Annotated in this window: 23 protein-coding genes, 1 tRNA gene and 1 pseudogene; 6 read left to right on the top strand and 19 right to left on the bottom strand. The window is 41.6% G+C overall.

The window, feature by feature from the left end:
- Window positions 1-52: 52 nt before the first annotated feature.
- Window positions 53-970 carry a helix-turn-helix transcriptional regulator gene (locus tag HT699_RS09015; protein ID WP_138704246.1) on the bottom strand — a complete coding sequence of 306 codons (918 nt, stop codon included), beginning with the start codon at window positions 968-970 and terminating at the stop codon, window positions 53-55.
- 190 nt (window positions 971-1,160) lie between these two features.
- Between HT699_RS09015 and HT699_RS12055 the strand changes: the two genes are divergently transcribed.
- Window positions 1,161-1,331: a PhrA family quorum-sensing system peptide gene (locus HT699_RS12055; RefSeq protein WP_001227865.1), complete on the top strand. Its 171-nt coding sequence runs from the start codon at window positions 1,161-1,163 to the stop codon at window positions 1,329-1,331.
- Window positions 1,332-1,485: 154 nt separating this feature from the next.
- On the opposite strand, the pseudogene HT699_RS12050 reads toward HT699_RS12055, so the two are convergent.
- Window positions 1,486-1,668: pseudogene (locus HT699_RS12050) on the bottom strand (IS110 family transposase); the annotation flags it as partial.
- Between the two features lie 646 nt (window positions 1,669-2,314).
- On the opposite strand from HT699_RS12050, the gene HT699_RS09010 reads away from it, so the two are divergent.
- Both HT699_RS09010 and cbpJ read left to right on the top strand, forming a co-directional pair.
- A complete protein-coding gene (locus HT699_RS09010) occupies window positions 2,315-3,256 on the top strand; it encodes a trypsin-like serine protease (RefSeq protein WP_057532025.1) in 942 nt (313 codons plus the stop codon).
- A gap of 18 nt (window positions 3,257-3,274) precedes the next feature.
- A complete protein-coding gene (gene cbpJ / locus HT699_RS09005) occupies window positions 3,275-4,258 on the top strand; it encodes a choline-binding protein CbpJ (protein WP_172934292.1) in 984 nt (327 codons plus the stop codon).
- A 223-nt stretch (window positions 4,259-4,481) separates the two neighbouring features.
- On the opposite strand, the gene ndk is transcribed toward cbpJ, so the two are convergent.
- The 3 genes from ndk to rpoB all read right to left on the bottom strand — a co-directional run bounded on the left by ndk (window position 4,482) and on the right by rpoB (window position 12,322).
- Window positions 4,482-4,895 (bottom strand): nucleoside-diphosphate kinase, encoded by a 414-nt coding sequence (ndk, locus tag HT699_RS09000; RefSeq protein ID WP_023936737.1) that lies wholly within the window; start codon window positions 4,893-4,895, stop codon window positions 4,482-4,484.
- Window positions 4,896-5,003: 108 nt separating this feature from the next.
- On the bottom strand, window positions 5,004-8,681 hold the full coding sequence (gene rpoC / locus HT699_RS08995; RefSeq protein WP_172934291.1) for a DNA-directed RNA polymerase subunit beta': 3,678 nt from the start codon (window positions 8,679-8,681) through the stop codon (window positions 5,004-5,006).
- 32 nt (window positions 8,682-8,713) lie between these two features.
- Window positions 8,714-12,322, bottom strand: coding sequence for a DNA-directed RNA polymerase subunit beta (rpoB, locus tag HT699_RS08990; RefSeq protein ID WP_172934290.1), 3,609 nt, complete (start codon window positions 12,320-12,322; stop codon window positions 8,714-8,716).
- Between the two features lie 414 nt (window positions 12,323-12,736).
- Between rpoB and HT699_RS08985 the strand changes: the two genes are divergently transcribed.
- Window positions 12,737-12,807: transfer RNA gene (locus tag HT699_RS08985), tRNA-Cys, on the top strand.
- A gap of 186 nt (window positions 12,808-12,993) precedes the next feature.
- Here HT699_RS08985 and HT699_RS08980 read toward each other — a convergent pair.
- The 11 genes from HT699_RS08980 to HT699_RS08930 form a co-directional block, all read right to left on the bottom strand.
- Complete coding sequence (locus HT699_RS08980; protein ID WP_000390030.1) at window positions 12,994-14,325, bottom strand: hemolysin family protein; 1,332 nt, start codon at window positions 14,323-14,325, stop codon at window positions 12,994-12,996.
- Window positions 14,326-14,735: 410 nt separating this feature from the next.
- The gene (endA, locus tag HT699_RS08975; RefSeq protein ID WP_001036782.1) at window positions 14,736-15,566 is read right to left on the bottom strand and encodes a DNA-entry nuclease EndA; all 831 of its coding nucleotides are present in this window, start codon (window positions 15,564-15,566) and stop codon (window positions 14,736-14,738) included.
- A gap of 38 nt (window positions 15,567-15,604) precedes the next feature.
- Complete coding sequence (locus HT699_RS08970) at window positions 15,605-15,793, bottom strand: DNA-directed RNA polymerase subunit beta (RefSeq protein ID WP_001036519.1); 189 nt, start codon at window positions 15,791-15,793, stop codon at window positions 15,605-15,607.
- Window positions 15,786-17,069 (bottom strand): UDP-N-acetylglucosamine 1-carboxyvinyltransferase, encoded by a 1,284-nt coding sequence (murA, locus tag HT699_RS08965; RefSeq protein ID WP_172933820.1) that lies wholly within the window; start codon window positions 17,067-17,069, stop codon window positions 15,786-15,788. Before murA ends, HT699_RS08970 begins: the two co-directional genes overlap by 8 nt.
- 23 nt (window positions 17,070-17,092) lie before the next feature.
- Window positions 17,093-17,323: a DUF1146 family protein gene (locus tag HT699_RS08960; protein WP_080976830.1), complete on the bottom strand. Its 231-nt coding sequence runs from the start codon at window positions 17,321-17,323 to the stop codon at window positions 17,093-17,095.
- 57 nt (window positions 17,324-17,380) lie between these two features.
- Entirely contained in the window at window positions 17,381-18,406 is a 1,026-nt protein-coding gene (locus HT699_RS08955; RefSeq protein WP_172934293.1) for a SepM family pheromone-processing serine protease, read from the bottom strand.
- Window positions 18,373-18,891, bottom strand: a complete 519-nt coding sequence (gene coaD, locus HT699_RS08950) for a pantetheine-phosphate adenylyltransferase (protein ID WP_172934289.1) — start codon at window positions 18,889-18,891, stop codon at window positions 18,373-18,375. The genes HT699_RS08955 and coaD overlap by 34 nt, the downstream gene beginning before the upstream one ends.
- Window positions 18,881-19,420, bottom strand: coding sequence for a 16S rRNA (guanine(966)-N(2))-methyltransferase RsmD (rsmD, locus tag HT699_RS08945; RefSeq protein WP_172934288.1), 540 nt, complete (start codon window positions 19,418-19,420; stop codon window positions 18,881-18,883). The genes coaD and rsmD overlap by 11 nt, the downstream gene beginning before the upstream one ends.
- 64 nt (window positions 19,421-19,484) lie before the next feature.
- On the bottom strand, window positions 19,485-20,477 hold the full coding sequence (asnA, locus tag HT699_RS08940) for an aspartate--ammonia ligase (protein ID WP_050107540.1): 993 nt from the start codon (window positions 20,475-20,477) through the stop codon (window positions 19,485-19,487).
- A gap of 110 nt (window positions 20,478-20,587) precedes the next feature.
- Entirely contained in the window at window positions 20,588-21,271 is a 684-nt protein-coding gene (locus HT699_RS08935; protein WP_172930569.1) for a Bax inhibitor-1/YccA family protein, read from the bottom strand.
- 55 nt (window positions 21,272-21,326) lie between these two features.
- Entirely contained in the window at window positions 21,327-22,067 is a 741-nt protein-coding gene (locus HT699_RS08930; RefSeq protein ID WP_172930568.1) for an RNA methyltransferase, read from the bottom strand.
- A gap of 33 nt (window positions 22,068-22,100) precedes the next feature.
- Between HT699_RS08930 and HT699_RS08925 the strand changes: the two genes are divergently transcribed.
- Window positions 22,101-22,379, top strand: a complete 279-nt coding sequence (locus tag HT699_RS08925; RefSeq protein WP_001174613.1) for an acylphosphatase — start codon at window positions 22,101-22,103, stop codon at window positions 22,377-22,379.
- Window positions 22,380-22,456: 77 nt separating this feature from the next.
- Entirely contained in the window at window positions 22,457-23,383 is a 927-nt protein-coding gene (gene yidC / locus HT699_RS08920) for a membrane protein insertase YidC (protein WP_054388445.1), read from the top strand.
- Between the two features lie 72 nt (window positions 23,384-23,455).
- On the opposite strand, the gene pflA is transcribed toward yidC, so the two are convergent.
- The 3 genes from pflA to purR all read right to left on the bottom strand — a co-directional run bounded on the left by pflA (window position 23,456) and on the right by purR (window position 26,514).
- Entirely contained in the window at window positions 23,456-24,250 is a 795-nt protein-coding gene (gene pflA, locus HT699_RS08915) for a pyruvate formate-lyase-activating protein (RefSeq protein WP_138700479.1), read from the bottom strand.
- 125 nt (window positions 24,251-24,375) lie between these two features.
- Entirely contained in the window at window positions 24,376-25,626 is a 1,251-nt protein-coding gene (locus HT699_RS08910) for a diaminopimelate decarboxylase (protein ID WP_100104503.1), read from the bottom strand.
- 60 nt (window positions 25,627-25,686) lie between these two features.
- Complete coding sequence (purR, locus tag HT699_RS08905; RefSeq protein ID WP_007284882.1) at window positions 25,687-26,514, bottom strand: pur operon repressor; 828 nt, start codon at window positions 26,512-26,514, stop codon at window positions 25,687-25,689.
- Window positions 26,515-26,784: the final 270 nt, after the last annotated feature.

Here is a 26,784-nt window from a genome sequence, read left to right as displayed (position 1 = left end):
GCTCAAAATCTATGGTAAAAAGTAGCTTTGAAAACGTATTGCCTCCAAAGATTTAGTTAAATAATGATTTAACACAAAAAGAAATTATTGAAGTTCTGGAAAGATGTTGTTTCAGTATTGAGAAAAGGTGGGAAAAACTTGCAATTTTCACAGAGAAAGGATTGTTATAAATCTTGCATAGCTCTCTTGCTTCTATATAATAATTTTTGACTTGTTCTTTGCCAAGGAATTGTGTTCCACAATTTCCAACGAGAACGAGCAGGGGAGCTAGTTGGTAACTTGTTTGCCTCTCTTTACAGAGTTCGATAGTCTCAAGAGCTTCTTGGATGGCTTCATTATATTTTTCCTTTGATACTAGGTAGTGAGCGTAATTGTAACGAACTCTGATGTAGCCAAATAAAAACTCTTGATGCTCAAAATTTTTTGTCTGATATAACTCCATCAAATGAGAGTAGTTTGCCTCATATTCTTGTTCACGACCCTCTAAGGAATAGAAATTAGATAGAGTATTCAAGGCCTTTAAATAAATCAGAGTATTTGAAGAGACTTTTAATAATATATTTTCCAATGACGAAATTGCCTCACACTTACTGTCGTATTGATAGAAGTCAATTATAGATTTAATCCATTCAAGGTAAGTTCGGTCTTCTAATGTTAGAAAAGTGCTTCGTTCTACCTCTATTTTATAAAGATATTCTAAATCGTCATAATTTCTGTCATCTAATAGGCGAGCAGATAGATGTTTGAAATTAGAGAGGTTAGACTTAACTTCGATTTGTTCATTGAAAAAGTAATCCAAAGGGACTTCAAGTCGTTGAGAGAGTTTGAATAACAAGTCTGCGGAGGGAATAAAATGACCTCTTTCAATTTTACTAATCTGGCTTTGTTCACAAATTCCTTCTGCAAGAGTTTGTTGGGAGAGTCTCAACTCTTTTCTTTTCAATCTGAATTTCTCTGCGAGTGTATTCATTAAAGATAATAAACCTTCCTATTTGCTTAATTTCATTATAAAGTTTTTAGTTCAAAATAGTAAGTTAAAGAAACAAATAATTCTTTATGGTAATAATAAGAAAAAAAGTTCAAAATGCAATAAAAACACTTGGCTAAATAAAATATATCTGTTAGAATAAAAACAAGGAAAAAGAAAGGGGTTTCATTGCATGAGAAAAAAACGTGGAATTAAAAAATTAGTTACATTTGCATTGCTAGGTGTTTTTATGTTTAGTAATACAATTCCTTACCAACAGTTTATTCAGAAGAATAGACAATTGGAGATTCGAGTGCAATCACAAAAGAAGTCCAATGGTCTTGATGTTGGGAAGGCTGATTAAAGAATAATGGAATAGAATTAGTCTCTAGTATATTCGCTTTTATTATTCATTAAAAATTGTAGGGGCAAGTTTGAAAAAATAAAAGTTAGTTGATTGATTACTTCTCTAAATTTTGGGCACACTAAAAAGAGGTCTTGATACCCAACCTTTAAAATTAAAGCACCTTGAATCCGTGCTGTTGTGCAAAACGAACGGCATCTTGGACAGACATTGTCTTATCTGAATTTCTTATTTCTGTAAGACCTTGTAATCTTGGATTATAACTCTCCTGTTTTAAAAGTACGTGGTAGATGGCAACCAATAATCTGCGACAGATAGCGATGATAGCTTTTCGATGCCATATAAATAATTTTTAACATGAGGGGGCTCCCTTCATAAAATTTGAGTCTGCCTATCCCTTGACTATTCTTTCCTTTCACAAACGAGTCGCTTATTCAATTATAAGTTTACGTGCTCTTAGTCACAGTTCTTGTGCTTGATGGAAAGAATGACACCTATAAAAATGCGAGGTAGTGGCTGTACCACTCACTTATTCACCTCCCCGTGATTTGTAGTAGTGATAGGCTTTCTCACTGTTATTATAAAACAAAGAGCACAACACTTTTTCATTCTGTGTTGTGCCTTGAGTGAAACGAAAGGAATGAATTATAAAAATGAAGAAAACATTTTATCGCAAATTCGGTATTTCAATTATTGCTAGTACTTTATTAGCTAGTCAGCTACCGACAGTATCTGCGTTGACTGTTATTTCAAGTACAGGCGAGGAGTATGAGGTAAGTGAAACATTACAAGAGGATCCAGGAACTAATAATTTTTCACTTCCCGATGTTTCACCGACTTATGGTCAATATTATACAAATCAGTCAGAAGTCATTATTGGCAAAAATGATTTAGTTAAGGTAAAAAATACTTTACAATATCCTTACTCTACATCAGCTTATGTAAAAGCAACATTCAAATTTAAAAATGCCGATTCAGTAGAAATAGGTACAGGTAGAGGAAGTGCTTCCTTTATCAAAGACAATGTTTTGATTACAGCAGCTCATGTCGTTTATGACCGTGAATCCAAAACAGAAGCGACTGAAGTAGAGATTATGCCTGCGGCTACTCCAGATAGTAATCCATTTGGTGAAATAAAAGTCAAAGAAGTTCGTTATTTAAAAGAATTTCGAAATACTGATCCAGATGAGCTTACTACCTATGACTTAGCAGTTTTAATTTTGGAAGAACCGATTGGCGCTCAATTGGGGACGTTAGGACTTCCAAATAATTTAGAAAATACTAAAAATCTAGATGTAACAGTTACGGGATATTCTGCTGTTAATAAGGATATTAAGCAGATGTATACTGATACAAAAACGATACTTCAAGATACAAATGATTTTTTATTCTATCAAGTAGATACTTTGCGTGGTGCAAGCGGTTCAGCAGTATATGATTCTACCAATAGGGTTGTCGGAGTTCATACCAATGGGAGTGAGGCAGAACAAATGAATTATGCTGTCAAGTTAAATGAGAAGGCTCTATCTTTCATCTACTCTGTTATTCGAGGGCATTCTATTGATGGTTGGAAATTGATTGGTGGTACTTGGTACTATTATAAGAACAGTACGAAACAAACAGGTTGGCAAAAGATAAATGACACTTGGTACTATCTAGACGCCTCCGGTAAGATGCTCACAGATTGGCAAAAAGTAAATGGGAAATGGTATTATCTGGAAACCTCTGGTTCAATGGCAACAGGTTGGAAATATATACGAGGCAGATGGTATTACTTAGATAATAAAAATGGAGACATGAAAACCGGTTGGATAAAAGTGGGAGGAAATTGGTATTATCTCAATTCAAGTGGAGCAATGGTTACAGGTAGCCAAACTATTGATGGTAAAGTTTATAATTTCGCTTCATCTGGTGAATGGATTTAATATTGGAGGTATATATAAATGAAACTTTTGAAAAAAACTATGCAAGCTGGACTAACAGTAATTTTCTTTGGTTTGCTAGCTACGAATACAGTATTTGCAGATAACTCTGAAGGATGGCAGTTTGTCCAAGAAAACGGTAGAACCTATTACAAAAAGGGGGACCTCAAAGAAACGGACTGGCGAGTGATTGATGGGAAGACCTATTATTTTGATTATAATGGCGAAATGGTTGTTGGTTGGCAGTACATTCCAATGCCAGTTAAAGGATATACAATTGGTCCTTACCCTAATGGTATCAGATTAGAAGGTTCCCCAATGCCAGAATGGTACTACTTTGACGAAAATGGAGTGCTACAAGAGTTTGTTGGTTGGCAAGAATTAGAGCTAAAATATTCCTTAACCGTTGGGAAAAAACATGGTGAAGGCTGGGAAGGTCCCGAAGTTCTTAAATTAGCATACTACTACTTTGATCAAGATCATTATTTAAAGACAGGTTGGCTTTATGATCAATCTAACTGGTATTACCTAGCAAAAACAGGAAATTCTGGGAATAAGAATCTTGGTGGTGAAAGACGTGTAGGTTGGATAAATGATGGTTCAGCTTGGTACTATCTAGATTCAGAAACTGGTATCATGCAAACTGGTTGGAAGCAAATTGGCAATAAGTGGTACTACCTCCGTTCATCAGGTGCAATGACCACTGGCTGGTATCAGGAAGGTACCACTTGGTATTATTTAGACCAGCCAAATGGCGATATGAAAACAGGTTGGCAAAACCTTGGGAACAAATGGTACTATCTCCATTCCTCAGGAGCTATGGCAACTGGTTGGTATCAAGATGGTTCAACTTGGTACTACCTAAATGCAAGTAATGGAGATATGAAGACAGGTTGGTTCCAGGTTAATGGCAAATGGTACTATGCTTATAGCTCAGGTGCTTTGGCAGTGAATACGACCGTAGATGGCTATTCTGTCAATTATAATGGCGAATGGGTTCGGTAACGAATGCTAATCGTAACTGTAGTTGATACTTAACTTAGTAAAAAGAGCTTTTTTCTACCATTTGTCAACTCTATCAATTTTTAAGAATTAAGACTCTTTGTTAACTGTAGTGGGTTGAAGAAAAACTAAGAATGAGAAAGGACGAAGTTAGTCCTTTCTTTTTTATGTGACTATACTTTCTATTCAAATGAGCTTTTAACCGATTGATTGAGCCAATCAACTCTTAAAACCAAAGAGCAATTTCTCGCTTAGCTGACTCTTCTGAATCCGAACCATGTACAACATTTTGGATAACCTCATTTTCTCCAGCAGCTTTTGCAAAATCACCTCGAATAGTTCCTGGTAAAGCTTCTTCTGGACGAGTTGCACCCATCATGATCCGCCAAGTTTCGATTACTTTAGGACCAGAAATGATACCTACAAAAACTGGGCCTGAAGTCATAAATTCACGAATCGGTGGGTAAAAACTCTGACCAACCAAGTCCTGATAGTGCTGGTCAATCAGCTCTTCTGAAAGCTGTGAACGCAACTCCAATTTTTCAATTGTAAATCCACGTTGTTCGATACGTTTCAACACTTCACCTACTAATCCTCTTTTTACACCATCTGGTTTAATAATAAAGAATGTTTGTTCCATACCTGTCTCCTTTGTCAGCTTCTTTCTTTTATTTTACCACATTTCTTGGAAAAACGGAGAAAGTTTTCAGAAAATAGAAAGAGAACCCGAAGGCTCTCTCATTCTCTTTTATTCTACTGTTTCTTCCACAGTTTCAACGACAGTATCCACAACTACTTCTGTTGTTTCTTCATTTCCTTCTTCCTCTACTGGAGGATTAAGGTATTCTTCTTCATTGATAGCATGTGGTTCAAGGTTACGGTAACGGGCCATACCAGTACCTGCTGGGATGATTTTACCGATGATAACATTTTCTTTAAGTCCAAGGAGATGGTCTTTCTTACCACGGATAGCCGCATCTGTAAGGACACGAGTTGTTTCCTGGAAGGAAGCTGCTGACAAGAAACTGTTTGTTTCAAGTGAGGCTTTGGTAATTCCCATAAGGACTGGTCGACCAGTCGCTGGAACTCCACCTGCGATAAGAACATCCTTGTTAGCATCTGTAAAGTCATTGATATCCATGAGGGTACCCATGAGAAGATCTGTGTCACCTGGATCCATGACACGCACTTTACGGATCATTTGACGAACCATTACCTCGATGTGTTTGTCACCGATTTCCACCCCTTGGCTACGGTAAACTTTTTGTACTTCACCAAGAAGGTAAGTTTCAACTGACAAGACATCGCGAACTGCAAGGAGACGTTTTGGTTGGATAGAACCTTCTGTAAGAGCAGCACCACGCGCTACTTGGTCCCCAACTTCAACACGCATACGAGCTGTAAATGGAACGACGTACTCACCTTCACCAGTTTCGCCCTTAACAAAGACTTTCTTGGTACGAGTTGATGCATCTTCTTCGATAGCAGTAACTTGTCCTTTAACCTCTGTGATAACCGCTTCCCCTTTAGGATTGCGGGCTTCAAAGATTTCTTGGACACGAGGAAGACCCTGAGTGATATCGGTATTTGAGGCAACCCCACCCGTGTGGAAGGTACGCATTGTAAGCTGTGTCCCCGGTTCCCCGATAGATTGGGCAGCGATTGTACCAACTGCTTCACCAACTTCAACCGCATCACCAGTCGCCAAGTTGATACCATAACAGTGACGGCAGACACCATGACGAGTGTTACATGTAAATACAGAGCGGATAGTCACTTCTTCCACACCAGCATTAACAATTTCACGCGCCTTGTCTTCTGTAATCAACTCATTTGGACCGATAATCACTGCACCAGTTTCTGGATGTTTAACAGTTTTCTTAGTGTAGCGACCATTGAGACGCTCTTCGAGAGACTCAATCATCTCCTTTCCTTCTGCGATAGAACGGATCAAGAGACCACGGTCTGTTCCACAGTCGTCCTCACGGATGATAACATCTTGGGCAACGTCAACCAAACGACGAGTCAAGTAACCTGAGTCGGCTGTCTTAAGGGCCGTATCGGTCATACCTTTACGCGCACCGTGAGTTGAGAAGAACATTTCGAGTACTGACAAACCTTCGCGGAAGTTTGAAAGGATTGGCAATTCCATGATACGTCCATTCGGAGCAGCCATCAGACCACGCATACCGGCCAGCTGTGAGAAGTTTGAGATGTTACCACGGGCTCCAGAATCCATCATCATAACGATTGGGTTCTTAGGATCTTGGTTAGCAATCAAACGTTTCTCTAGTTTTTCACGGGCAGCACGCCATTCAGCTGTAACGGCATTGTAACGCTCGTCGTCTGTAATCATACCACGACGGAATTGTTTTGTGATTTGTTCTACACGTTTGTGTGATTCTTCAATGATTTCAGCCTTGTCATCAACGACTGGGATATCGGCGATACCCACTGTCAATCCTGCAAGAGTTGAGTGGTGGTAACCGAGGTTCTTCATACGGTCAAGTAGGGCAGAAGTTTCTGTCGTACGGAAACGTTTGAAGATTTCAGCGATGATATTTCCAAGGTTTTTCTTCTTGAATGGAGGGTTAAGTTCAAGTTTTCTGATAGCTTCCTTGATGTCCCCACCTAGTGGCAAGAAGTATTTGGCTGGAACGCCTTCTGTCAAGTTGGCATTGTTTGGTTCTTGCAAGTATGGTAACCCCTCTGGCATGATGTCGTTGAAGAGGATTTTACCAACTGTTGTAAGCAATACCTTGTGTTTTTGCTCTTCTGTCCAAGGCTTGTTGAGACTGTCTGTTGCGATACCAACACGTGAGTGAAGGTGAACATAACCATTACGGTAAGCCATAACCGCTTCGTCACGGTCTTTGAAGACCATTCCTTCACCTTCACGACCAGCTTCTTCCATAGTCAAGTAGTAGTTACCCAAAACCATGTCCTGAGATGGAGTAACAACTGGTTTACCATCTTTCGGGTTCAAGATGTGCTCAGCAGCGAGCATGAGGATACGAGCTTCTGCTTGGGCTTCTTCTGAAAGCGGTACGTGGATGGCCATTTGGTCCCCGTCAAAGTCGGCATTGTAGGCTTCACAGACAAGCGGGTGCAAGCGAAGGGCCTTACCATCAATCAAGACTGGCTCGAAGGCTTGGATACCCAAACGGTGAAGGGTCGGTGCGCGGTTCAAAAGCACTGGGTGTTCTTTGATCACTTCTTCAAGGATATCCCAGATACGCTCATCTCCACGTTCGACCAAGCGTTTAGCTGCTTTGACGTTTTGCACGATATCACGCGCAACAATTTCACGCATCACGAATGGTTTAAAGAGCTCGATCGCCATTTCACGTGGCACACCACATTGGTACATCTTAAGAGTTGGACCAACGGCGATAACGGAACGTCCTGAGAAGTCAACACGTTTACCAAGCAAGTTTTGACGGAAGCGTCCTTGTTTCCCTTTAAGCATGTGGCTCAATGATTTAAGAGGACGACTACCTGGTCCTGTGATTGGACGACCACGACGACCATTGTCAATCAAAGCGTCAACCGCTTCTTGAAGCATACGCTTCTCATTTTGAACGATGATACCAGGCGCATTCAACTCAAGCAAACGAGCCAAACGGTTGTTACGGTTGATAACACGGCGGTAAAGGTCGTTCAAGTCAGATGAGGCAAAACGGCCACCATCCAACTGCAACATTGGACGAAGATCTGGTGGAATAACCGGAAGGATGTTGAGAATCATCCATTCAGGTTTGTTTCCAGATTTGTAGAAGGCATCTAAAACATCCAAACGACGGATGGCTTTGACACGTTTTTGTCCAGTAGCTGTTTTCAATTCTTCTTTGAGTTCAGCAATTTCTTTTTCAAGATCTACTTGTTTCAAAAGGTCTTGGATGGCTTCGGCACCCATCTTGGCAACGAATGATCCATAACCATATTCACGCAAGCGCTCACGGTATTCGCGCTCTGTCATGATAGACTTGTGCTCCAGTGGTGTATCCTTAGGATCAATCACCACATAAGCCGCAAAATAGATAACTTCCTCGAGGGCACGAGGGCTCATATCAAGGGTCAAGCCCATACGACTTGGAATCCCCTTGAAGTACCAGATGTGAGATACAGGAGCTTTCAATTCGATATGCCCCATACGCTCACGACGAACTTTTGTACGCGTTACTTCAACCCCACAACGGTCACAAACAATCCCTCTGTAACGAATGCGTTTGTACTTACCACAAGCACATTCCCAGTCTTTTGTAGGACCAAAGATAACTTCATCAAAGAGTCCTTCACGTTCTGGTTTCAAGGTACGGTAATTGATTGTTTCAGGTTTTTTGACTTCTCCATAAGACCATGAACGGACTTTGCTTGGAGAAGCTAGGGTGATTTGCATACTTTTAAAACGATTTACATCAACCACTATTTCTTCCCTTTCTATTCTAAGTGAACTGCTTATTCTTCAGCAGCTTCTTCTGTTGCTTCCGCTTTTGTTGCTTTTTCAGCTTCTTCAGCTTCAAAGGCTGCTTTAGCCTCTTGTGCTGCTTTCTCGCGGGCTTTTTCAAGGTCATCTACGTGGATGACATCTTCGTCCATTCCTTCATCCAAGTCGCGAAGTTCCACTTCTTGGTCATCCTCGTCTAGGACACGCATGTCAAGACCAAGAGATTGCAATTCTTTGACAAGAACTCGGAAGGATTCTGGAACACCTGGTTTTGGAATTGGTTTTCCTTTTGTAATAGCTTCATAAGCTTTCAAACGTCCGTTAATATCGTCAGACTTGTAAGTCAAGATTTCTTGAAGGACATTTGAGGCACCGTAGGCTTCAAGAGCCCAAACCTCCATCTCACCGAAACGTTGTCCACCAAACTGAGCTTTACCTCCGAGTGGTTGTTGGGTAACGGTTGAGTAAGGTCCGACTGAACGCGCGTGCAATTTATCGTCAACCATATGGTGGAGTTTGATCATGTACATGACTCCGACAGAAACACGGTTATCAAACGGCTCCCCAGTACGGCCATCGTAAAGGATTGTTTTGGCATCGCTATCCATACCTGCTTCTTTAACAGTTGACCAAAGGTCTTCAGAACTTGCTCCGTCAAAGACTGGTGTTGCGATGTGAATACCAAGAGTACGAGCCGCCATACCAAGGTGGAGCTCCATAACCTGACCGATATTCATACGTGATGGCACCCCAAGTGGGTTCAACATGATGTCGACTGGAGTTCCGTCTGGAAGGTAAGGCATATCTTCTACAGGAACGATACGAGAGACAACCCCCTTGTTTCCGTGACGTCCGGCCATCTTATCTCCGACCTTGATCTTACGTTTTTGAGCGATGTAAACGCGAACCAGCATGTTAACACCTGATTGCAACTCATCTCCATTTGCACGTGTAAAGATCTTAACATCACGAACGACACCATCGGCACCGTGTGGTACACGAAGAGAAGTATCACGCACTTCACGAGATTTGTCTCCGAAGATAGCGTGCAAGAGACGTTCTTCAGCTGAAAGGTCTTTCTCACCCTTAGGTGTTACTTTACCTACAAGGATGTCGCCTTCTTTAACCTCAGCACCGATACGGATAATACCCATTTCGTCAAGGTCTTTAAGGGCATCTTCACCAACGTTTGGAATTTCACGAGTGATTTCTTCAGGCCCAAGCTTTGTATCGCGCGTTTCTGATTCGTATTCTTCAAGGTGGACAGATGTGTAGACATCGTCTTTGACCAAGCGTTCGCTCATGATAACAGCATCCTCGAAGTTGTAACCTTCCCAAGTCATGTAGGCAACGATTGGGTTTTGTCCAAGTGCCATTTCCCCATTTTCCATAGAAGGTCCGTCAGCGATGAAATCACCTTTTTCAACGACATCGCCAACTTTTACGAGAGTGCGTTGGTTGTAAGCAGTACCTGAGTTTGAACGACGGAATTTTTGGATGTGATAAACGTCCAATGAACCATCTTCACGACGAACTTCTACCTTGTCAGCATCTGCGTAAGTAACTTTACCATCATACTGAGCAATCACAGCAGCTCCTGAATCGTGGGCTGCTTGGTATTCCATACCAGTACCAACGTAAGGTGCCTGAGGATTGATCAATGGCACAGCCTGACGTTGCATGTTGGCTCCCATGAGGGCACGGTTGGAGTCATCGTTTTCCAAGAAAGGAATACATGCTGTCGCAACGGCAACTACCTGTTTTGGTGAAACGTCCATGTAGTCAACAATATTAGCTGGATACTCTTGGTTAACCCCTTGGTGACGTCCCATGACAACTTTCTCAGCAAATGTTCCATCTTCATTCAGACGAGAATTAGCCTGTGCTACAGTAAATTCATCTTCTTCATCGGCTGTCAACCAAACGATTTCGTTCGTAACAACGCCTGTTTCACGGTCAACCTTACGGTATGGTGTTTGAACAAAACCATACTTGTTCAAATGTCCGTAAGATGACAAGTTATTGATCAAACCGATGTTAGGTCCTTCAGGTGTCTCGATGGGACACATACGACCATAGTGAGTGTAGTGCACGTCACGTACTTCATATCCAGCGCGGTCACGTGTCAAACCACCAGGTCCTAAGGCTGACAAACGGCGTTTGTGAGACAACTCAGAAAGTGGGTTGTGTTGGTCCATGAACTGTGACAACTGTGATGAACCAAAGAATTCTTTCACCGCAGCTGTTACAGGACGGATGTTGATGATTTGTTGTGGCGTCAAGACTTCGTTGTCTTGAACAGACATACGTTCACGGACATTACGTTCCATACGAGAAAGTCCGAGACGTACTTGGTTGGCAAGCAATTCACCAACTGCACGGATACGACGGTTTCCAAGGTGGTCGATATCATCTACACGGCCAAGTCCTTCAGCCAAGTTGAGGAAGTAGCTCATCTCAGCAAGGATATCTGCAGGAGTGACGATACGAACTTTGTCATCTGGATTGGCATTACCAATGATGGTTACGACGCGGTCTGGATCAGTTGGTGCAACAACCTTGAATTTTTGAAGAACAACTGGCTCAGTCACAACGGCTGCATCATTTGGAATATAAACAATCTTGTTCAAGTCACCATCCAAATGGCTTTCAATGCTTTCAATCACACTACGAGTCATAACAGTTCCAGCTTCTACCAAGATTTCTCCAGTTTCAGGGTCTACCAATGGCTCTGCAATGGTTTGGTTAAGCAAGCGTGTTTTAACATTGAGTTTTTTATTGATCTTGTAACGACCAACTGCTGCTAAGTCATAGCGACGTGGGTCAAAGAAACGAGCCACAAGCAAGCTACGTGAGCTTTCAGCTGTCTTAGGCTCACCTGGACGAAGGCGTTCGTAGATTTCTTTCAAAGCTTCGTCTGTACGAGAGTCCATTGGATTCTTGTGGATATCTTTTTCAACAGTGTTGCGAACCAATTCGCTATCACCAAAGATATCAAAGATTTCATCATCACCTGAGAAACCAAGCGCACGAACCAAGGTTGTAAATGGAATCTTACGAGTACGGTCGATACGAGTGTAGGTAATATCTTTTGAGTCGCTTTCAAGTTCCAACCAAGCTCCACGGTTAGGGATAACAGTTGAACCATAGCCCACTTTACCGTTCTTATCTACTTTGTCATTAAAGTAAACACCTGGCGAGCGAACCAACTGAGATACAATGATACGTTCACCACCATTGATAATGAAAGTACCCATTTCTGTCATGATCGGGAAATCACCAAAGAAAACTTCTTGGGTCTTGATTTCGCCTGTTTCTTTATTGATCAAGCGGAAGGTTACAAAAATTGGTGCTGAGTAGCTAGCATCGTGAATACGAGCTTCTTCTAGCGTATATTTGGGTTCCTTGATTTCATATCCAACAAATTCCAACTCCATTGTGTCTGTGAAGTTTGAAATTGGCAATACATCTTCAAACACTTCCTTAAGACCGTGGTCTAGGAAATCTTTGAATGAGTCAGTTTGAATTTCAATCAAATTTGGTAAGTCAAGAACTTCTTTGATTCTTGAAAAACTACGACGGGTACGATGTTTCCCGTATTGAACGTCATGTCCTGCCAAGATGATTCTCCTTTGTAAATAAGTTCCAAGCCTTGTCAATCAGGCTTTCTAATCGTCATATGGTTGTAAAACCCTTATCACCGTGTCCCTTTGATGAATTTTCAGAATTTTTAAGTCTTTATTACAAGTACTCAAAATCCTGAAAAAAAGCACAAAAAGAGCAGCTAAATCTGACTTTTTCAGAAGATTTAACTGCTGTGAGCCTTGTCTGGACAATATTTCAGACAAAACCTACGACAAATGATTATTTATATTATACCCTAATTAGCTAGATTTTTCAAGGGGATTCAGTAGATTTTTGGTAATCTTTTTCCCATAGAAAACTTAGCATTACATTCGAATCACACTATGGTACAAAAAACTGAAAAAGCTATTGACTGAAAATCATTTTCAAGGTATAATAAGAAACGTTAAGGCGGTATAGCCAAGTGGTAAGGCACGGCTCTGCAAAAGCTTGATCGTCGGTTCAAATCCGTCTACCGCCTTCTATAACTTGATTTATCAGGTTTCAAATGAACAGAAAGCCCAATTTGAAGGGCTTTTTTATTTTTCTTCTGATAAATACGGATAATTTTGAAAAACTTTTGGGGCAAAGTTCTTTCCATGACATAATTCCCTCATGAAATCAACTGAAAAAAGCTTCGTCACACCTGGTGACAAAAGCCTCTAGTTTACTCTGTTTCTTCTTCTATTTCAACTTCGGTAATTTGGACTTTTACCTTGGTAACACGTCCATTTTTCACTTTATCATTGGTTAAGATAAGTTGTTTGTTTTGGCTGACCAATTCATAGCTAAGTTTCTCAGTCGTCGGAATGGTCCCCACTCCTGTCAAATAGTAACCAGCAATGGTATCAACGTCATCACTTTCCAGTTCAACATCAAAGTAATTATTGAAATCATTGAGGGTCATCGTTCCTTGAACAATGTAGGTATCCTCGCCAATCTGATGAACATCTATTGCTGCTTTGTCCGTTTCATCATCAATTTCACCAACAATTTCCTCTAAGAGGTCTTCCAAAGTCACCAAACCAGCCATACCACCGTATTCATCCAGCAAGATTGCCATTTGTCTTTGGGTATTGCGCAATTCTTTTAGCAAGTCATCCACAAAAATAGTTTCAGGTACAAAAAGTGGATCTTGTAAGATTTTCTTCCAAACAATATTATCAAAACCATCCACAAAACCAGCCTTAAGGAGACTCTTGGTGTGAATGATTCCAATTACATTGTCCTTATCCCCATCGTAAACTGGTATACGGGAAAAGTTTTGTTTTAAAATACTTTGGATAATGCTTTGACTATCATCCTGAATATCCACCATAAAAGCATCTGTCCGAGGAACCATAACCTCTCGTGCCATCAGTTCATCGAGCGAAAAGACACCTTGTAGCATCTCAATCTCATCAGCATCCAACGTTTCTTCACTATTTGTCAGCATATAGGCAATTTCATCACGGGTCATCTTTTCATCCGCATCATCAAATGACATAGGAGTCAAATGGCTCAAGAAATTGGTCGAAGCAGCTAAAAGCCAAACAAAAGGACTGACTAGTTTTCCGATCCCAATGATAACCGGCGCTGTACGAATGGCCAAGGCATCCTTTAGATTAAGAGCGATTCTCTTAGGATATAATTCCCCAAAAACGATGGAAATATAGGTCAAAAATGCCAAGGATAGAAAAGTTGCCACTGCTTGTGCTGTTTCGCTATTCCCAAGCCAAGAGGCAATCACACGTCCTAGAGTATCAGCTAAACTCGCCCCTGATAAGATTGTAATCAGGGTGATTCCTACCTGAATGGTTGATAAAAAGTGGTTAGGATTTTCTAGTACCTTCAGCAGGCGGATGTAGCGTCTGTCTCCTTCTTCCGCCTTTTGTTCAACTCGGGCACGATTAAGAGAAACCATGGCCATTTCTGTGGCTGAGAAAAAGGCATTTAATACCGTCAAGATAAACAATAAAACAAATTGTAGCAACAAATTCTGACTACTTGGGTCTTCCATAGTTCTTCTCCTAAAATAGTATCTTATCCTTTATTATATCACAAAATTTAATCCAATACATATTATTTTTTTCTTAGCGTAACTTCTCAAAGTAACTTCCATCTCTCTCCCAAAACTGGAAGTTAGTCTAAGACGGATTTCCACTGATTTCACGCGTTTTTCTCATACTAAAAGCTAGGTTGTGGGAAACTGGAAGTTAGTTTTAGAAGTTACCATTTTTTCTTAGTACCTACTCTAGCCCTACTTAAACTAGAAAAAAGAACTCCTACATCCATAAGTGATATAGGAGTTTATCTTATCTTTTACTGATACTCTTCGAAAATCTCTTCAAACCACGTCAGCTTTATCTGCAACCTCAAAGCTGTGCTTTGAGCAACCTGCGGCTAGCTTCCTAGTTTGCTTTTTGATTTTCATTGAGTATGAGTTACAGTTACTTCTCCAGTTCGGTAATCCAGTTGAAGCCCCTTTTGAACATTGGGAACTAGAACATTAAATTCCAATTCTCCATCTGAAGACTTGGCTTCAATCTGTGAAGCTGAAGGAACTAAATCCTCGTTTGAAGCGTAGTAAAGGGTTACACGGTAACGGACACGCTTGTTTTGGTCCAAGGCTTTACGCACCTTACTTTCATAATAGTTTTGACCAGTCGAATCCTCGGCCTGCGCCTGATTTGCCCAGGCTGTCTGAACAGCAATGTTTTTAGGATTGCTTGTCGAGGCATCAAAACCATCCAAACCACCGATTAAGGCATAGCCTAACAGATGACCTCTATCGACTGCATGGGTATAAGAGCCCTTTAGATTCTTGACCTGATGCCAGCCTGGAGGAGTCCATGAAGTCGAACCATTCCCAGTTTCTTCACGATTCTTGTACTGACGAGTAGCCTTAGACAAGAGGGCATTAGCCACGGTTGGTACGGTCTCCTTGCCCACCGTCTTTGTTTTATTATCAGCGTAGGGCTTACTTGAAACCTTGGCATTTAGGTTTGTTTTATTACCATTGACGATAAAAGCACCTGATCCGTTCCACTCCAGACTCCCTTTTACTTGGTTTTTGACTGCGTCTGTTAAGACACTCTCTGCCAATGCTTGACTAGGAGCTTCAGACGCTTGTTTTTTCTGACTAAGCTTGGTTTTAGGACTATTAGGTGCCGACTGCATCTGCTTGATATAATAGCTCCCTGTAGACAAAAGCAATAACACTAGCAGTCCGATTAGTGTCTGTCTTGTTTTTTTGTTCATATTTCTCCTTATCTTTAGAAAAAGGCTGGTTCTCCAGCCTAATTTCCTGTAAATTTATGAATCAATTCCTGCCATTTTGCTGGAGACAGGATAGCCCATGGATCTTGACCCTTGCCCAAGATTCCATAACCTACCATTAAACCGATTCCTAGAGCCAGAGTACCTAAAATCAGTACTATGATGACTAAAAGTAAACGCTTGACTACGTAGCTTGATTTCTTATTCATCTTCATCACTTGCCTCAATCCGCTGAATCTTAGCACCTAGCTGCGCCAACTTCTCATGGAAACCGTAGTAACCTCTATCCAAGTGAACCAATTTACCGACCACAGTTTCTCCCTGTGCTACCAAACCTGTCAAAATCAAGGCTGCACTGGCACGAAGGTCAGTAGAAAGAACTTCCGCTCCCTGCAAAGGTTGACCACCAACAATACGAGCTGTATCACGGATAATCTCAGAATGCAAGCCCATGCGACGCATTTCTTCTAGATGTTGGAAACGATTTTCGAAAACTGTCTCCACCATGGTTGATTCGCCTTTTGCAACTGTCATCAAGGCTGTAAATTGAGCCTGCATATCTGTTGGAAATCCTGGGTGGGGCAAGGTTTTTACATGAACAGCTTTTAGATTTTCTAGTTGAGAGCGAACTCGAATTCCTTCAGTCTCCTCTGTCACTTCCACTCCCATTTCAAGCAATTTGGCAATCAAGGGACGGTTGTGCTCCCAAACAGCGTCTTTAATCAAGACATCACCACCAGTCATGGCAGCAGCTACCATAAAGGTTCCTGCTTCGATACGGTCTTGGACTACGTTGTGAGTCGTACCATGAAGTTTCTCAACACCAGTAATGGTAATAGTCTCTGTACCAGCACCTTTGACCTTGGCTCCCATTTCATTAAGGAGAATGGCTAAGTCAACAATCTCAGGCTCACGCGCAGCATTTTCAATCACTGTCATCCCATCAGCTAGGGTCGCTGCCATCATCAAGTTCTGCGTTGCACCAACACTTGGAAAGTCCATATAGATATGAGCGCCATGCAAGCGTTCTGCCTTGGCTTCGATGTAACCAGCTGTCTGACTAATCTTAACCCCCATAGCTTCCAGACCTTTCAAATGAAGATCAATAGGACGGCTACCAATGGTACAACCACCTGGCATGGATACCTTGGCATGACCCACACGGGCAAGGATTGGCCCTAATACAACGATGGAAGCGCGCATCTTGCTGACATACTTGTAAGGGGCTTCCTCAGTGATGTCGCCAGTAGCATCCACCTTGACAAGATGGGCTTCCTCATCAAAGTCAACCTTGGCATTCAAACCACCAACCACCTGATTCATAATAAAGACATCCGACAAGATCGGTACATTCTGTAAGACTGTCTTTCCTTCACTTGCTAGAATAGTCGCTGCCAACAAGGGCAAGACTGCATTCTTTGCTCCTTCGATGGTTACACTTCCTACCAGACGATTATCGCCACCTTGAACCACAATTTTGTCCATACTCGTTTCCTTTACTCTTGATTTTATAATAATCCTCTAAGCGCTTCTTGCCACAACTGATACAGGCTGATAAAGAAAGAACTCAGGATGTAGCCCATGACAATGCTGAAAAGAGCTAGCAATAAACGAACTTTTCTTGTATTCTCATCTGTCACTTTTAAAACCTTTTCCCATCTAACAAGATCCTTTAGAAGGTAAAAACTCACATAAATAAAGAGCGTGTGACTGCTTAGAGTGAATAATAATTGAACCATTTGACTATTATACCATCTTCTCTGTTTGCGCGCTAGTTTGGAAACTTCACTTAAAAACTAGGGATTGTTTTTCAAGTAATCAATTGCATCTTGTAGGGTTTTAACGGGCACGATTTTCATATCTGTCTTGATTGTTTTGGATGCTTCTAGGGCTGTTTGGTAGTTGTTTTTTGCATCCGGGTGTGCTTTTTGTTCTTCTTCGCTAACAGGATTATCAGGGGCAAAGAAAATAGCGGCACCTGCCCTAGCCGAAGCTACAACTTTTTTATCAATACCTCCAATATCCCCCACATTCCCATCGCGGTCAATGGTACCTGTACCAGCAACAATACGACCATTACGAAGATCTGGGTGAGCTATTTGAGTATAGATAGCTAGACTAAACATGAGACCAGCACTTGGGCCGCCAATACCAGCTGTTGAAAAACTAATTGGGACATCACTGGTTACTTCTGTACGGTCAATCAAGCCGATTCCAATTCCATTTTTGCCATTTTCCAAGGTGATAATCTTTCCTTCTGCAGACTTGGTTTGCCCATCCTCTTCATAGGTCACCTTGACGGAGTCCCCTAATTGTTGAGAACTGACGTAATCAATCAAGTCCTTGGAACTATCAAAGGTCTGATCATTGACTGCTGTGACCGTATCAGAGATATTGAGAATCCCTTTAAAGGTTGAATTATCCGTCACATTCAAGACATAAACCCCAAAGTACTTGAGCTCGATATCCTTACCAGCTGTTTTTAGACCTTGATACTTGGCCATATTTTGTGATGTTTGCATGTAGAATTGATTGATCCGCATAAATTCAACATCGGAAGAGCCACCTGTAGTCTCTTGGGCACTACGAATATCTGTAAAAGGCGTCAACCACGCATAAATCATATGGGCTAAAGTAGCGTGCTGGACACCAACCGTAACGAATTGATAGGCCCCAGCTTCCTTATCTTCTGTGTCATTGACTTTGAGGACTTGGCGAATATCTTCCGAACCACCTGGAACCTCTATATAGTAGGGCAAAGGCACCACAAATGCCAAGAAGGTCACAATCAAGGCCGCAATGACATATAAGGGCCATCTAATCTTTTTTTTTCATTTCTTATTTCCTCCAAAATACTCTCGGGAACATAGCAAGCAATATCCTGACCAAACTTCAAAAGCTCTCTAACGCCTGATGAACTAATATAGAGATGTTCAGGTCGGCTATGTAAATAAATGGTCTCTATATCAGGAGACAGCTGATGGTTGTAGTAATCAAAACTGGCTTCATATTGCAAATCCGCTGCATTCCTCAAACCACGCACTAGACAAGTAGCCCCCAGTCTTTTTGCAACATCAATAACCAATTCATCATGAGAAAACACGACTTCAACATTCCCCAAATGTTCCAAAGCCTTTTCTAACCCCCGTTTACGACTTTCGATAGAGAGAAATCCTTGTTTGTGGGGATTAAAAAAAATACCAACATAGAGCTTATCAAAAAGTCTGCTCGCCCGTTCAATCATATCCAGATGCCCATTTGTCATCGGATCAAATGAGCCTGTGAATAAGCCAATCTTATCTGACATAGACTGTCACCTTACTAATTCCATAAATCTTTTCCTTCCAGATACCCAGGCAGGCAATTTCTTCTGGAAGTTCAACGGCCTTATCCGTCTCACACACAACCATGACATCTTCAGAAAAAAGCTCTCTCTCAGCCATTTTTTCAATATCTGCTACCATTTGTTCCTTGGCATAAGGAGGGTCTAAGAAAATAAGGTCAAATTCCCCATATACCTGATCCAATGCCCTTTCTGCATCCATCTTGAGGAGTTGAAATTTTCCAACTTCCTTGGTCATCTGGATATTTTCAGCCACGATGGTCTGAGCCTTACGGTCTCGCTCCACCAAAACAGCACTGGACATGCCACGCGATACTGCTTCGATAGATAAACCACCACTACCTGCATAAAGGTCCAAGACTCGTCCCCCTTCAAAGTAGGGACCAATCATGTTAAAAATGGCTCCCCTAACCTTATCCGAAGTAGGTCTTGTTGTCTTGCCTTCTAGTGTCTTGAGGGGACGTCCCCCATAGATTCCTGATACGATTTTCATACTGTTTATTATACCAAATTATAGACAAAAAGAGAAAGAAAACCGAACCTTGCGGTTCGATTCTCTACAAAATATTTTCGTAAGTATCGCGGACTTCTTGAGGCCAAACACTTGTTTGCACTTCTCCGATGTGTCTCTTGCGAAGTAGGAACATGGCCATACGAGATTGTCCAATTCCTCCACCGATTGTCAATGGGAATAGGCCGTTCAACAAAGCCTTGTGCCATTCCAATTCCAAGCGGTCTTCATCACCTGTGATGGCAACCTGACGGCGAAGGGTTTCTTCATCTACACGAATCCCCATAGAAGACAACTCAAAGGCTCCACCCAGAGATTCATTCCAGACAAGAATATCACCATTTAGACCCTTGTAGCCATTTTCAGACTCGCTTGTCCAGTCATCATAGTCTGGTGCACGTCCATCGTGCGGTTTACCATCTGGCAACTCGCCACCGATACCAATCAAAAAGACGGCTCCAAATTCTTTACAAATCGCATTTTCACGTTCTTTCGGTGTCAAGTCTGGGTAGCGTTCTACCAATTCTTCTGTATGAATAAAGGTGATTTGTTTTGGCAAGATAGACTCGATGTCATAACGGGCTTCAACAGCTAGCTCAGTCAGGCGAATAGCCTTGTAAATCTTCTCAACTGTTTCTTTTAGGTAGGCAATGTTTCGTTGTCCATTTGGGATAACCTTCTCCCAGTCCCACTGGTCAACATAAACAGAGTGGGTTGCATCCAAGGAATCCTCATCTGGACGAAGGGCTTTCATGTGGACAAAGAGACCCTCTCCTTCACCAAAGCCAAAACGAGCCAAGGTGTGGCGTTTCCATTTAGCAAGGGAGTGCACCACTTCATAAGTAGCATCAGGGATTTGGAGAACCTTGACCGATACGGCATTCTCCACACCTGATAAGTTGTCCTGCATCCCATCACCGACCCTACTCAAGATAGGACCTTGAACTTCGACAACTTCTAACTTATCTTTCAAATACTGGGTAAAAGTATTTTTGACAAAGGAAATTTCTTCTTGTTGGTGGATAAAACTTTTCTTCATAGACTACTCCTCAAAAATTAGTTAAAAACATTATACACCTATTTCCAAGAAAAGAAAAGAGAAAATTTAAAAAAATCAGTGTCACTCAAAACACTGATTTTATAGACCTTTTAATCATTACGACCAAAGATACGTAAAATACTTAGGAAGAGATTGATAAAATCAAGATAGATACTGAGAGCCATTGACACCACCCAGCCTGTCGCTACACGACCTTGCGATTGTTCATAGACAAGGCGAATTTTTTGGTTATCCCAAGCAATCAGTCCTGAGAAAACCAAGACCATGGCTACGCTAATCATATAATCAAAGAAACCACTAGACAAGAAAATATTGACTATCATAGCAATAATCAAACCGATCAGAGCCGCCATCATAGCTCGACCAAGACCGCTCAAATCTTTCTTGGTGAAGATACCAACTGCAGCCATGACAAAGAAGAGAAGGGCGCTCGATACAAAGGCAGATAAAACTGTACCCGGAGTATAGAAGGCTACCACAAAACTAAGGGTAAAACCGTTTAAAACAGAGTATAGCAAAAATACTGGAAGAGCAGCTGGACTATTTCTTGAAGCCATGCTACTGGCAACGAAAACCAAAGCCAACTCCGCAAAAGTAGCAATGGTCAACCAGAAACGCCCCTGCATCAAAAAGTAAACCAACTGAGACTGAAAGACCGTCAACATAAGGCCTGATACCAAAGCAGATAGTCCGATTCCCAGACCAACAAAGGCATAAACCTTAGCGTAAAATTGATTGAGACCTGCACGGTCATGTATAATAGTGTGATTCATCCATTTCTCCTTTTCTGTGAACATCTTTCCTTGATTATAACAAAAAAAGTTAAAATTAGCTTAAATGGAAGATTAAAATACCGGCTGCAATGGCAACATTCAAACTCTCTGCCTGCCCCTTCATACTAATGTGGACCAACTGGTCTGCACTTTCAGCCATGAGGGGACTAATTCCTTGACCCTCATTCCCCATGACTAGTACAAAATTTTCTATAGAAGGCAGTTCTCTGTAATCAACAGAATCTTTAGATAGAGTTGTTGCCAGCACCGGGATACCTGCCTCTTTGGTTTCCTTAAGAAGCGCTTGACTAGACATCCGGTAAATAGGCAGATGAAAATGACTGCCTTGCATCGAACGTAGAGTCTTGAGACTGTAGATATCTGCCGATTTATCTGAAACAATCACTCCAGTAAAACCTGCTGCATCCGCAGTCCGAATGATCGTTCCCACATTACCAGGATCTTGCACATCTTCCAAAAATAAGAACTTGCCCTGACTCAAATCAGCTTGTCCTACTTCTTCTTTTTGAACCACGGCAACAATTCCCTGTGGAGTCTGAGAATCCGCCAAATCTAGTAAAATATCCTCTGAAACCCAGACAGTTTGCGGAAACGAGGCTAACTGATCTCGGTAATTTTCTAAGGCAAAGATTTTCTCAATCGTCACTCCAGCTTGGACAGCTTCTTCAAACAAGTGCCAGCCTTCAATCAAGTAGGCTGTCTTGCGGTATTTTTTTTGGTGTAATTTCTTGGTATTTTTTACCACAGAATTGGCTTTTGAGGTTATAATAGTCATAGAAATATTATAACACAATCAAAGGGGTTTGGTATGCAAAAGGTTAGAATGATTGCTCAAGGTAGGGTGCAGGGAGTCGGCTTTCGTTGGGGTGTTTATAGCCTGGCACTTGAAATTGGTGGCATCACAGGTCGAGTATGGAATAACGACGATGGAACAGTGGAAATTTTAGCCCAAGCAGACTCATCTGCTATCATGGCAAAATTTATCCAAGAAATCCGCAAAGGACCAACACCTTTTTCAAAAGTCAGCTACTTAGATGTCAAACTGAGCAACTTTCCTCCCTACTCTGACTTTAAAATCGCAAATTAGGTCTCCAGAACTATTGTATATTTTGTAAAAAAACAGTAGAATAGAAAGGTATAATTTTTAAAGAAGGAATAAAAACAGTGAAATCTATTAAACGTTTTGCACTCTCAGCTATGGGAGTGGCTATGTTGCTTGTCTTGACTGGCTGTGTCAATGTCGATAAAACCACAGGCCAGCCAACAGGAGTCATTTGGAATACTTTCGGAGCGCCTATGGCTGAAGCTATCAAGTACTTCGCCAATGATAAAGGTCTAGGCTTTGGTGTCGCTATCATTATCGTAACCATTATCGTGCGCTTGATTATCTTGCCACTTGGTATCTACCAATCATGGAAGGCAACGCTTCACTCTGAAAAGATGAACGCCCTCAAGCACGTCCTTGAGCCACACCAAACGCGTCTCAAGGAAGCAACTACTCAAGAAGAAAAACTCGAAGCCCAACAAGCTCTCTTTGCTGCTCAAAAAGAGCATGGCATCAGTATGTTTGGTGGTGTAGGATGTTTCCCTCTCCTCCTTCAAATGCCTTTCTTCTCTGCCATCTACTTTACTGCCCAACATACTGAAGGTGTTGCTCAAGCAAGCTACCTAGGCATCCCTCTAGGCTCTCCAAGTATGATTTTGGCTGCCTGCGCTGGTGTCCTTTACTATCTTCAATCACTCCTTTCACTTCACGGAGTAGAAGATGAAACGCAAAGAGATCAAATCAAAAAAATGGCTTACGTGAGCCCAGTCATGATTGCCGGCTTCTCCCTCATCTCACCAGCTAGTGTCACACTTTATTGGGTTGTCGGTGGTTTCATGATGATTCTCCAACAGTTTATCGTCAACTATATCGTTCGTCCAAAACTTCGCAAAAAAGTCCGTGAAGAACTAGCCAAGAACCCACCAAAAGCAAGTGCTTTCTCTACACCAAGTGGACGAAAAGACGTTACTCCTGAACAACCAACTGCTATCACAAGCAAGAAAAAACACAAAAATCGCAACGCTGGAAAACAACGTTCGAGATAAGAAGAAAGGCTTAGCTGATTTGCTAAGTCTTTTTGCAAGTCAAAAGCCCGATGTTTCCATCAGGCTTCTTTTCTATCCATGTACACGTTTCGTATAGTCTTGGTAACTTTCGGTATCCATGAGTTGTTTAGCGTTCTTAACGCGGTCTGCTGTTGGTGGTTTAACCCCTTCGAGGGAATAGGGAATTCCCAATTCACGCCATTTAAACTCACCCATGGTGTGATAAGGCAGAATTTCAAACTTATCCACATTTTTAAGAGTCTTGACGAACTTACCAAGTTCAATCAAGTCATCGTCTCTGTCTGTCAATCCTGGAACTAGCACGTGGCGAATCCAGACAGGTTTTCCAATATCTGATAGATACTGGGCACAGGCCAAGATATTTTTATTGGTTTGGCTAGTAACAATCTTGTGCTGTTCTTCGTTGATTTCCTTGATATCTAAGAGAACCAAGTCAGTGACAGCCATGAGTTTGTCAAACTTTTCAAGGTAACGTGGTTTATTACGGAAAGGAAGGGCACAGGTGTCCAAGGTACAGTGGATTCCTTGTTCCTTAGCCTTGGTGAAAAGGGCAATCAGGAAATCAATCTGCAAGAGTGCTTCTCCTCCGCTGACTGTAATCCCGCCCTTATTTCCCCAGAAACCACGGTAGCGCAAGGCTTCTGTCAAGACATCATCTACCGTCCGTTCACGTGATTTATTGGACTCCATAGCCCAAGTATCTGGGTTATGGCAATACTGGCAACGCATGTGACAGCCCTGTAAAAAGATAATAAAGCGAATACCAGGGCCATCTACCGCCCCAAAACTTTCTGTCGAATGCACCATTCCTGTCACTTGTCCATAATCAATTGTTTCTTCAGACATATCGTTACCTTCCTTGAAAACGTTTTATAGTTTTATTATATCACGACTTGAAGGAAAAACAAGATTTTTACCTATTTTTTAGAAAGCAATCTGTTTTTCAATTTCATTTTCAATCTATTCTCAGATTATTCTTCAAAATCAAAACCATACAAGGTTGCAAAATAGTCTTCAGGGCGCTCTGCACGGCGGATTTGACGGGCTTTGCCTTCTTCAGTATAAAGGATTTCCGCAGAACGAAGTTTGGCATTGTACTGGTAGCCCATTGAAAAACCGTGGGCACCTGTATCATGAATGACCAGCAAATCACCGATTTCTGTATAAGGCAGTTCGCGATTGACTGCAAATTTATCATTGTTTTCACAGAGTGAACCAACCACATCTACCACTTCAGCTGGTCCATCTGGATGAGTCATGTTGCTAATATGGTGGTAGGCTCCGTACATAGCTGGACGCATGAGGTTGACTGCTGATGCATCCACACCTAGATAGGTACGGTAGGTTTTCTTCTTATGAGTGACTCTTGTGACTAAAGCACCGTGAGGTGCCAGCATAAAACGACCCAATTCGGTGAAAATCTTGACCTGACCAAGACCTGCTGGCGTAAGAACCTCTTCATACACCTTACGAACTCCCTCACCAATCAAGGCGATATCATTTGGCTCCTGCTCAGGACGATAGTTGACTCCAATACCCCCGGAAAGATTGATAAAGTCTAGTGAAATACCCAGCTTTTCCTTGATTTCAACAGCCAATTCAAAAAGCTGACGCGCCAACTCTGGATAATAGAGATGGGTGACAGTATTGGATGCTAGAAAGGAGTGAATCCCAAAAGTCTTGGCTCCTTTTTCCTTCAAGATGGCAAAGGATTCAAAGAGTTGATCCTTGGTCATACCAAACTTAGCCTCCCCAGGATTATCCATAATGTCTGTCCCCAGTTCAAAAACGCCTCCAGGATTATAACGACATGAGATGATTTCTGGAATGCCTGCTGCTCGCTCCAAATGTTCAATATCTTCAAAGGCATCCAAGTTAATGATCGCACCTAATTCACGCGCATAGGCATATTCCTTATCTGGCGTATTGTTTGAAGAGAACATAATCTCAGAACCAGGGAAATCCAGTTTATGGCTCATCAAAAGCTCTACGTAACTAGAGCAGTCCACACCACAGCCTTCCTCTTGGATAATTTTCAAAATAGCTGGGGTTGGAGTAGCCTTAACTGCAAAATATTCCTTAAAGCCCTTGTTCCACGAAAAGGCTTGGTTGACGGCTCTTGCCTTCTCACGAATTCCCTTCTCATCATATAAGTGAAAGGGAGTTGGGAACTCGGCTACAATCGCTTCTAAGTCTTCTTTATTAATAAATGGTGTTTTCATAAGTTTCCTTCTATTCTATTTGCAAAGAAAGGCTGGGACAACCGTTCCAACCTTTATCCTTTATTCTTCTGTGTCAAAAATATTACCAATCTCAACATCGATGGCTTGGTTCTTGACATCAATATTGGTTACCTTCAAGAGTGACTTGTATTCAAACTGCTTTTCACGTTCTTCTTGGGCATTGTCCGCAAAGACCGCTACACCTGCCAATTCTGAGTCGAATTCGCGCAAGAGACTAATCATCCCATTGACAGTTCCGCCGCCTTTCAAGAAGTCATCCACAATCAAGACACGGCTACCTGCCTTGAGACTCCGTTTTGAAAGGAACATTTTCTCGATACGGTCACCACTTGAACCGGATACATAGTTGACGCTAACCGTTGAACCTTCGGTAATTTTCAGGTCACGGCGCACAATGACAAAAGGGACATTGAGGACATTGGCAACTGCATTTGCAAGTGGCACACCCTTGGTTGCTACTGTCATAACCGCGTCAATTTTTTGATCCATAAAGCTCTTGGCAATAATGCGACCAATATTTTTCAAGATGGCTGGTGTGCTAAGTAAATCAGACAGGTAGATGTAGCCACCTGGCAAGATACGGTCACTTTCTGACAACTTGGCACGCAAGTCTTCAACCATTTCCTTAGCATCATGGTTTGAGATTGATGGTGTAAAGATAACACCTCCGCCAGCCCCAGTCACAGTCTGGATGTGACCGATTTCGATTTCCTCAAAGGCGCGTTTGATAATCACGATATCCTCTGAGATGGATGATTTAGCAGATTCATACTTTTCAGCAAAAGTATTGAGACTAGTTAGTTTATAAGGATGATTAATCAAATAGTTGGAAATGACAACCATCCGATCACTTCTTCTTAATTTCATTTCTATTTCCTATTCCATTTTTATTCAAAAAATCAAAAAGCAAACTAGAAAGCTGGTCGCTGGTGATTCAAAACACTGTTTTGAGATTGTCGATAGAACTGACAAATCCTGTAATATACCTGCATATATACATACGACAAGGCGGTACTACCCTAGTTTGAAGAGATTTTCGAAGAGTATTCATTTTTGTCTTTTACTTATTATACCATATTCACAGAAAAAAACGAACATTCTTATTCTAAAAAATGTTCATTTTTCCCGACTTTATCA

The sequence above is a fragment of the Streptococcus sp. 1055 genome (assembly GCF_013276815.1).
Classification (GTDB): domain Bacteria; phylum Bacillota; class Bacilli; order Lactobacillales; family Streptococcaceae; genus Streptococcus; species Streptococcus pseudopneumoniae.
This window is presented reverse-complemented; position numbering and strand designations above follow the sequence as displayed.

Coding starts and splice junctions, on each gene's coding strand:
- HT699_RS08910 (WP_100104503.1), bottom strand. CDS start 25,626: ATGAAAACACCATTTATTAATAAAGAAGACTTAGAAGCGATTGTAGCC.
- HT699_RS08970 (WP_001036519.1), bottom strand. CDS start 15,793: ATGAATAAGAAATCAAGCTACGTAGTCAAGCGTTTACTTTTAGTCATC.
- HT699_RS08980 (WP_000390030.1), bottom strand. CDS start 14,325: ATGGAAGACCCAAGTAGTCAGAATTTGTTGCTACAATTTGTTTTATTG.
- purR (WP_007284882.1), bottom strand. CDS start 26,514: ATGAAATTAAGAAGAAGTGATCGGATGGTTGTCATTTCCAACTATTTG.
- HT699_RS08960 (WP_080976830.1), bottom strand. CDS start 17,323: ATGGTTCAATTATTATTCACTCTAAGCAGTCACACGCTCTTTATTTAT.
- pflA (WP_138700479.1), bottom strand. CDS start 24,250: ATGTCTGAAGAAACAATTGATTATGGACAAGTGACAGGAATGGTGCAT.
- HT699_RS08935 (WP_172930569.1), bottom strand. CDS start 21,271: ATGAATCACACTATTATACATGACCGTGCAGGTCTCAATCAATTTTAC.
- asnA (WP_050107540.1), bottom strand. CDS start 20,477: ATGAAGAAAAGTTTTATCCACCAACAAGAAGAAATTTCCTTTGTCAAA.
- coaD (WP_172934289.1), bottom strand. CDS start 18,891: ATGTCAGATAAGATTGGCTTATTCACAGGCTCATTTGATCCGATGACA.
- HT699_RS12055 (WP_001227865.1), top strand. CDS start 1,161: ATGAGAAAAAAACGTGGAATTAAAAAATTAGTTACATTTGCATTGCTA.
- HT699_RS08925 (WP_001174613.1), top strand. CDS start 22,101: ATGCAAAAGGTTAGAATGATTGCTCAAGGTAGGGTGCAGGGAGTCGGC.
- cbpJ (WP_172934292.1), top strand. CDS start 3,275: ATGAAACTTTTGAAAAAAACTATGCAAGCTGGACTAACAGTAATTTTC.
- HT699_RS09015 (WP_138704246.1), bottom strand. CDS start 970: ATGAATACACTCGCAGAGAAATTCAGATTGAAAAGAAAAGAGTTGAGA.
- HT699_RS08930 (WP_172930568.1), bottom strand. CDS start 22,067: ATGACTATTATAACCTCAAAAGCCAATTCTGTGGTAAAAAATACCAAG.
- rsmD (WP_172934288.1), bottom strand. CDS start 19,420: ATGAAAATCGTATCAGGAATCTATGGGGGACGTCCCCTCAAGACACTA.
- ndk (WP_023936737.1), bottom strand. CDS start 4,895: ATGGAACAAACATTCTTTATTATTAAACCAGATGGTGTAAAAAGAGGA.
- endA (WP_001036782.1), bottom strand. CDS start 15,566: ATGAACAAAAAAACAAGACAGACACTAATCGGACTGCTAGTGTTATTG.
- murA (WP_172933820.1), bottom strand. CDS start 17,069: ATGGACAAAATTGTGGTTCAAGGTGGCGATAATCGTCTGGTAGGAAGT.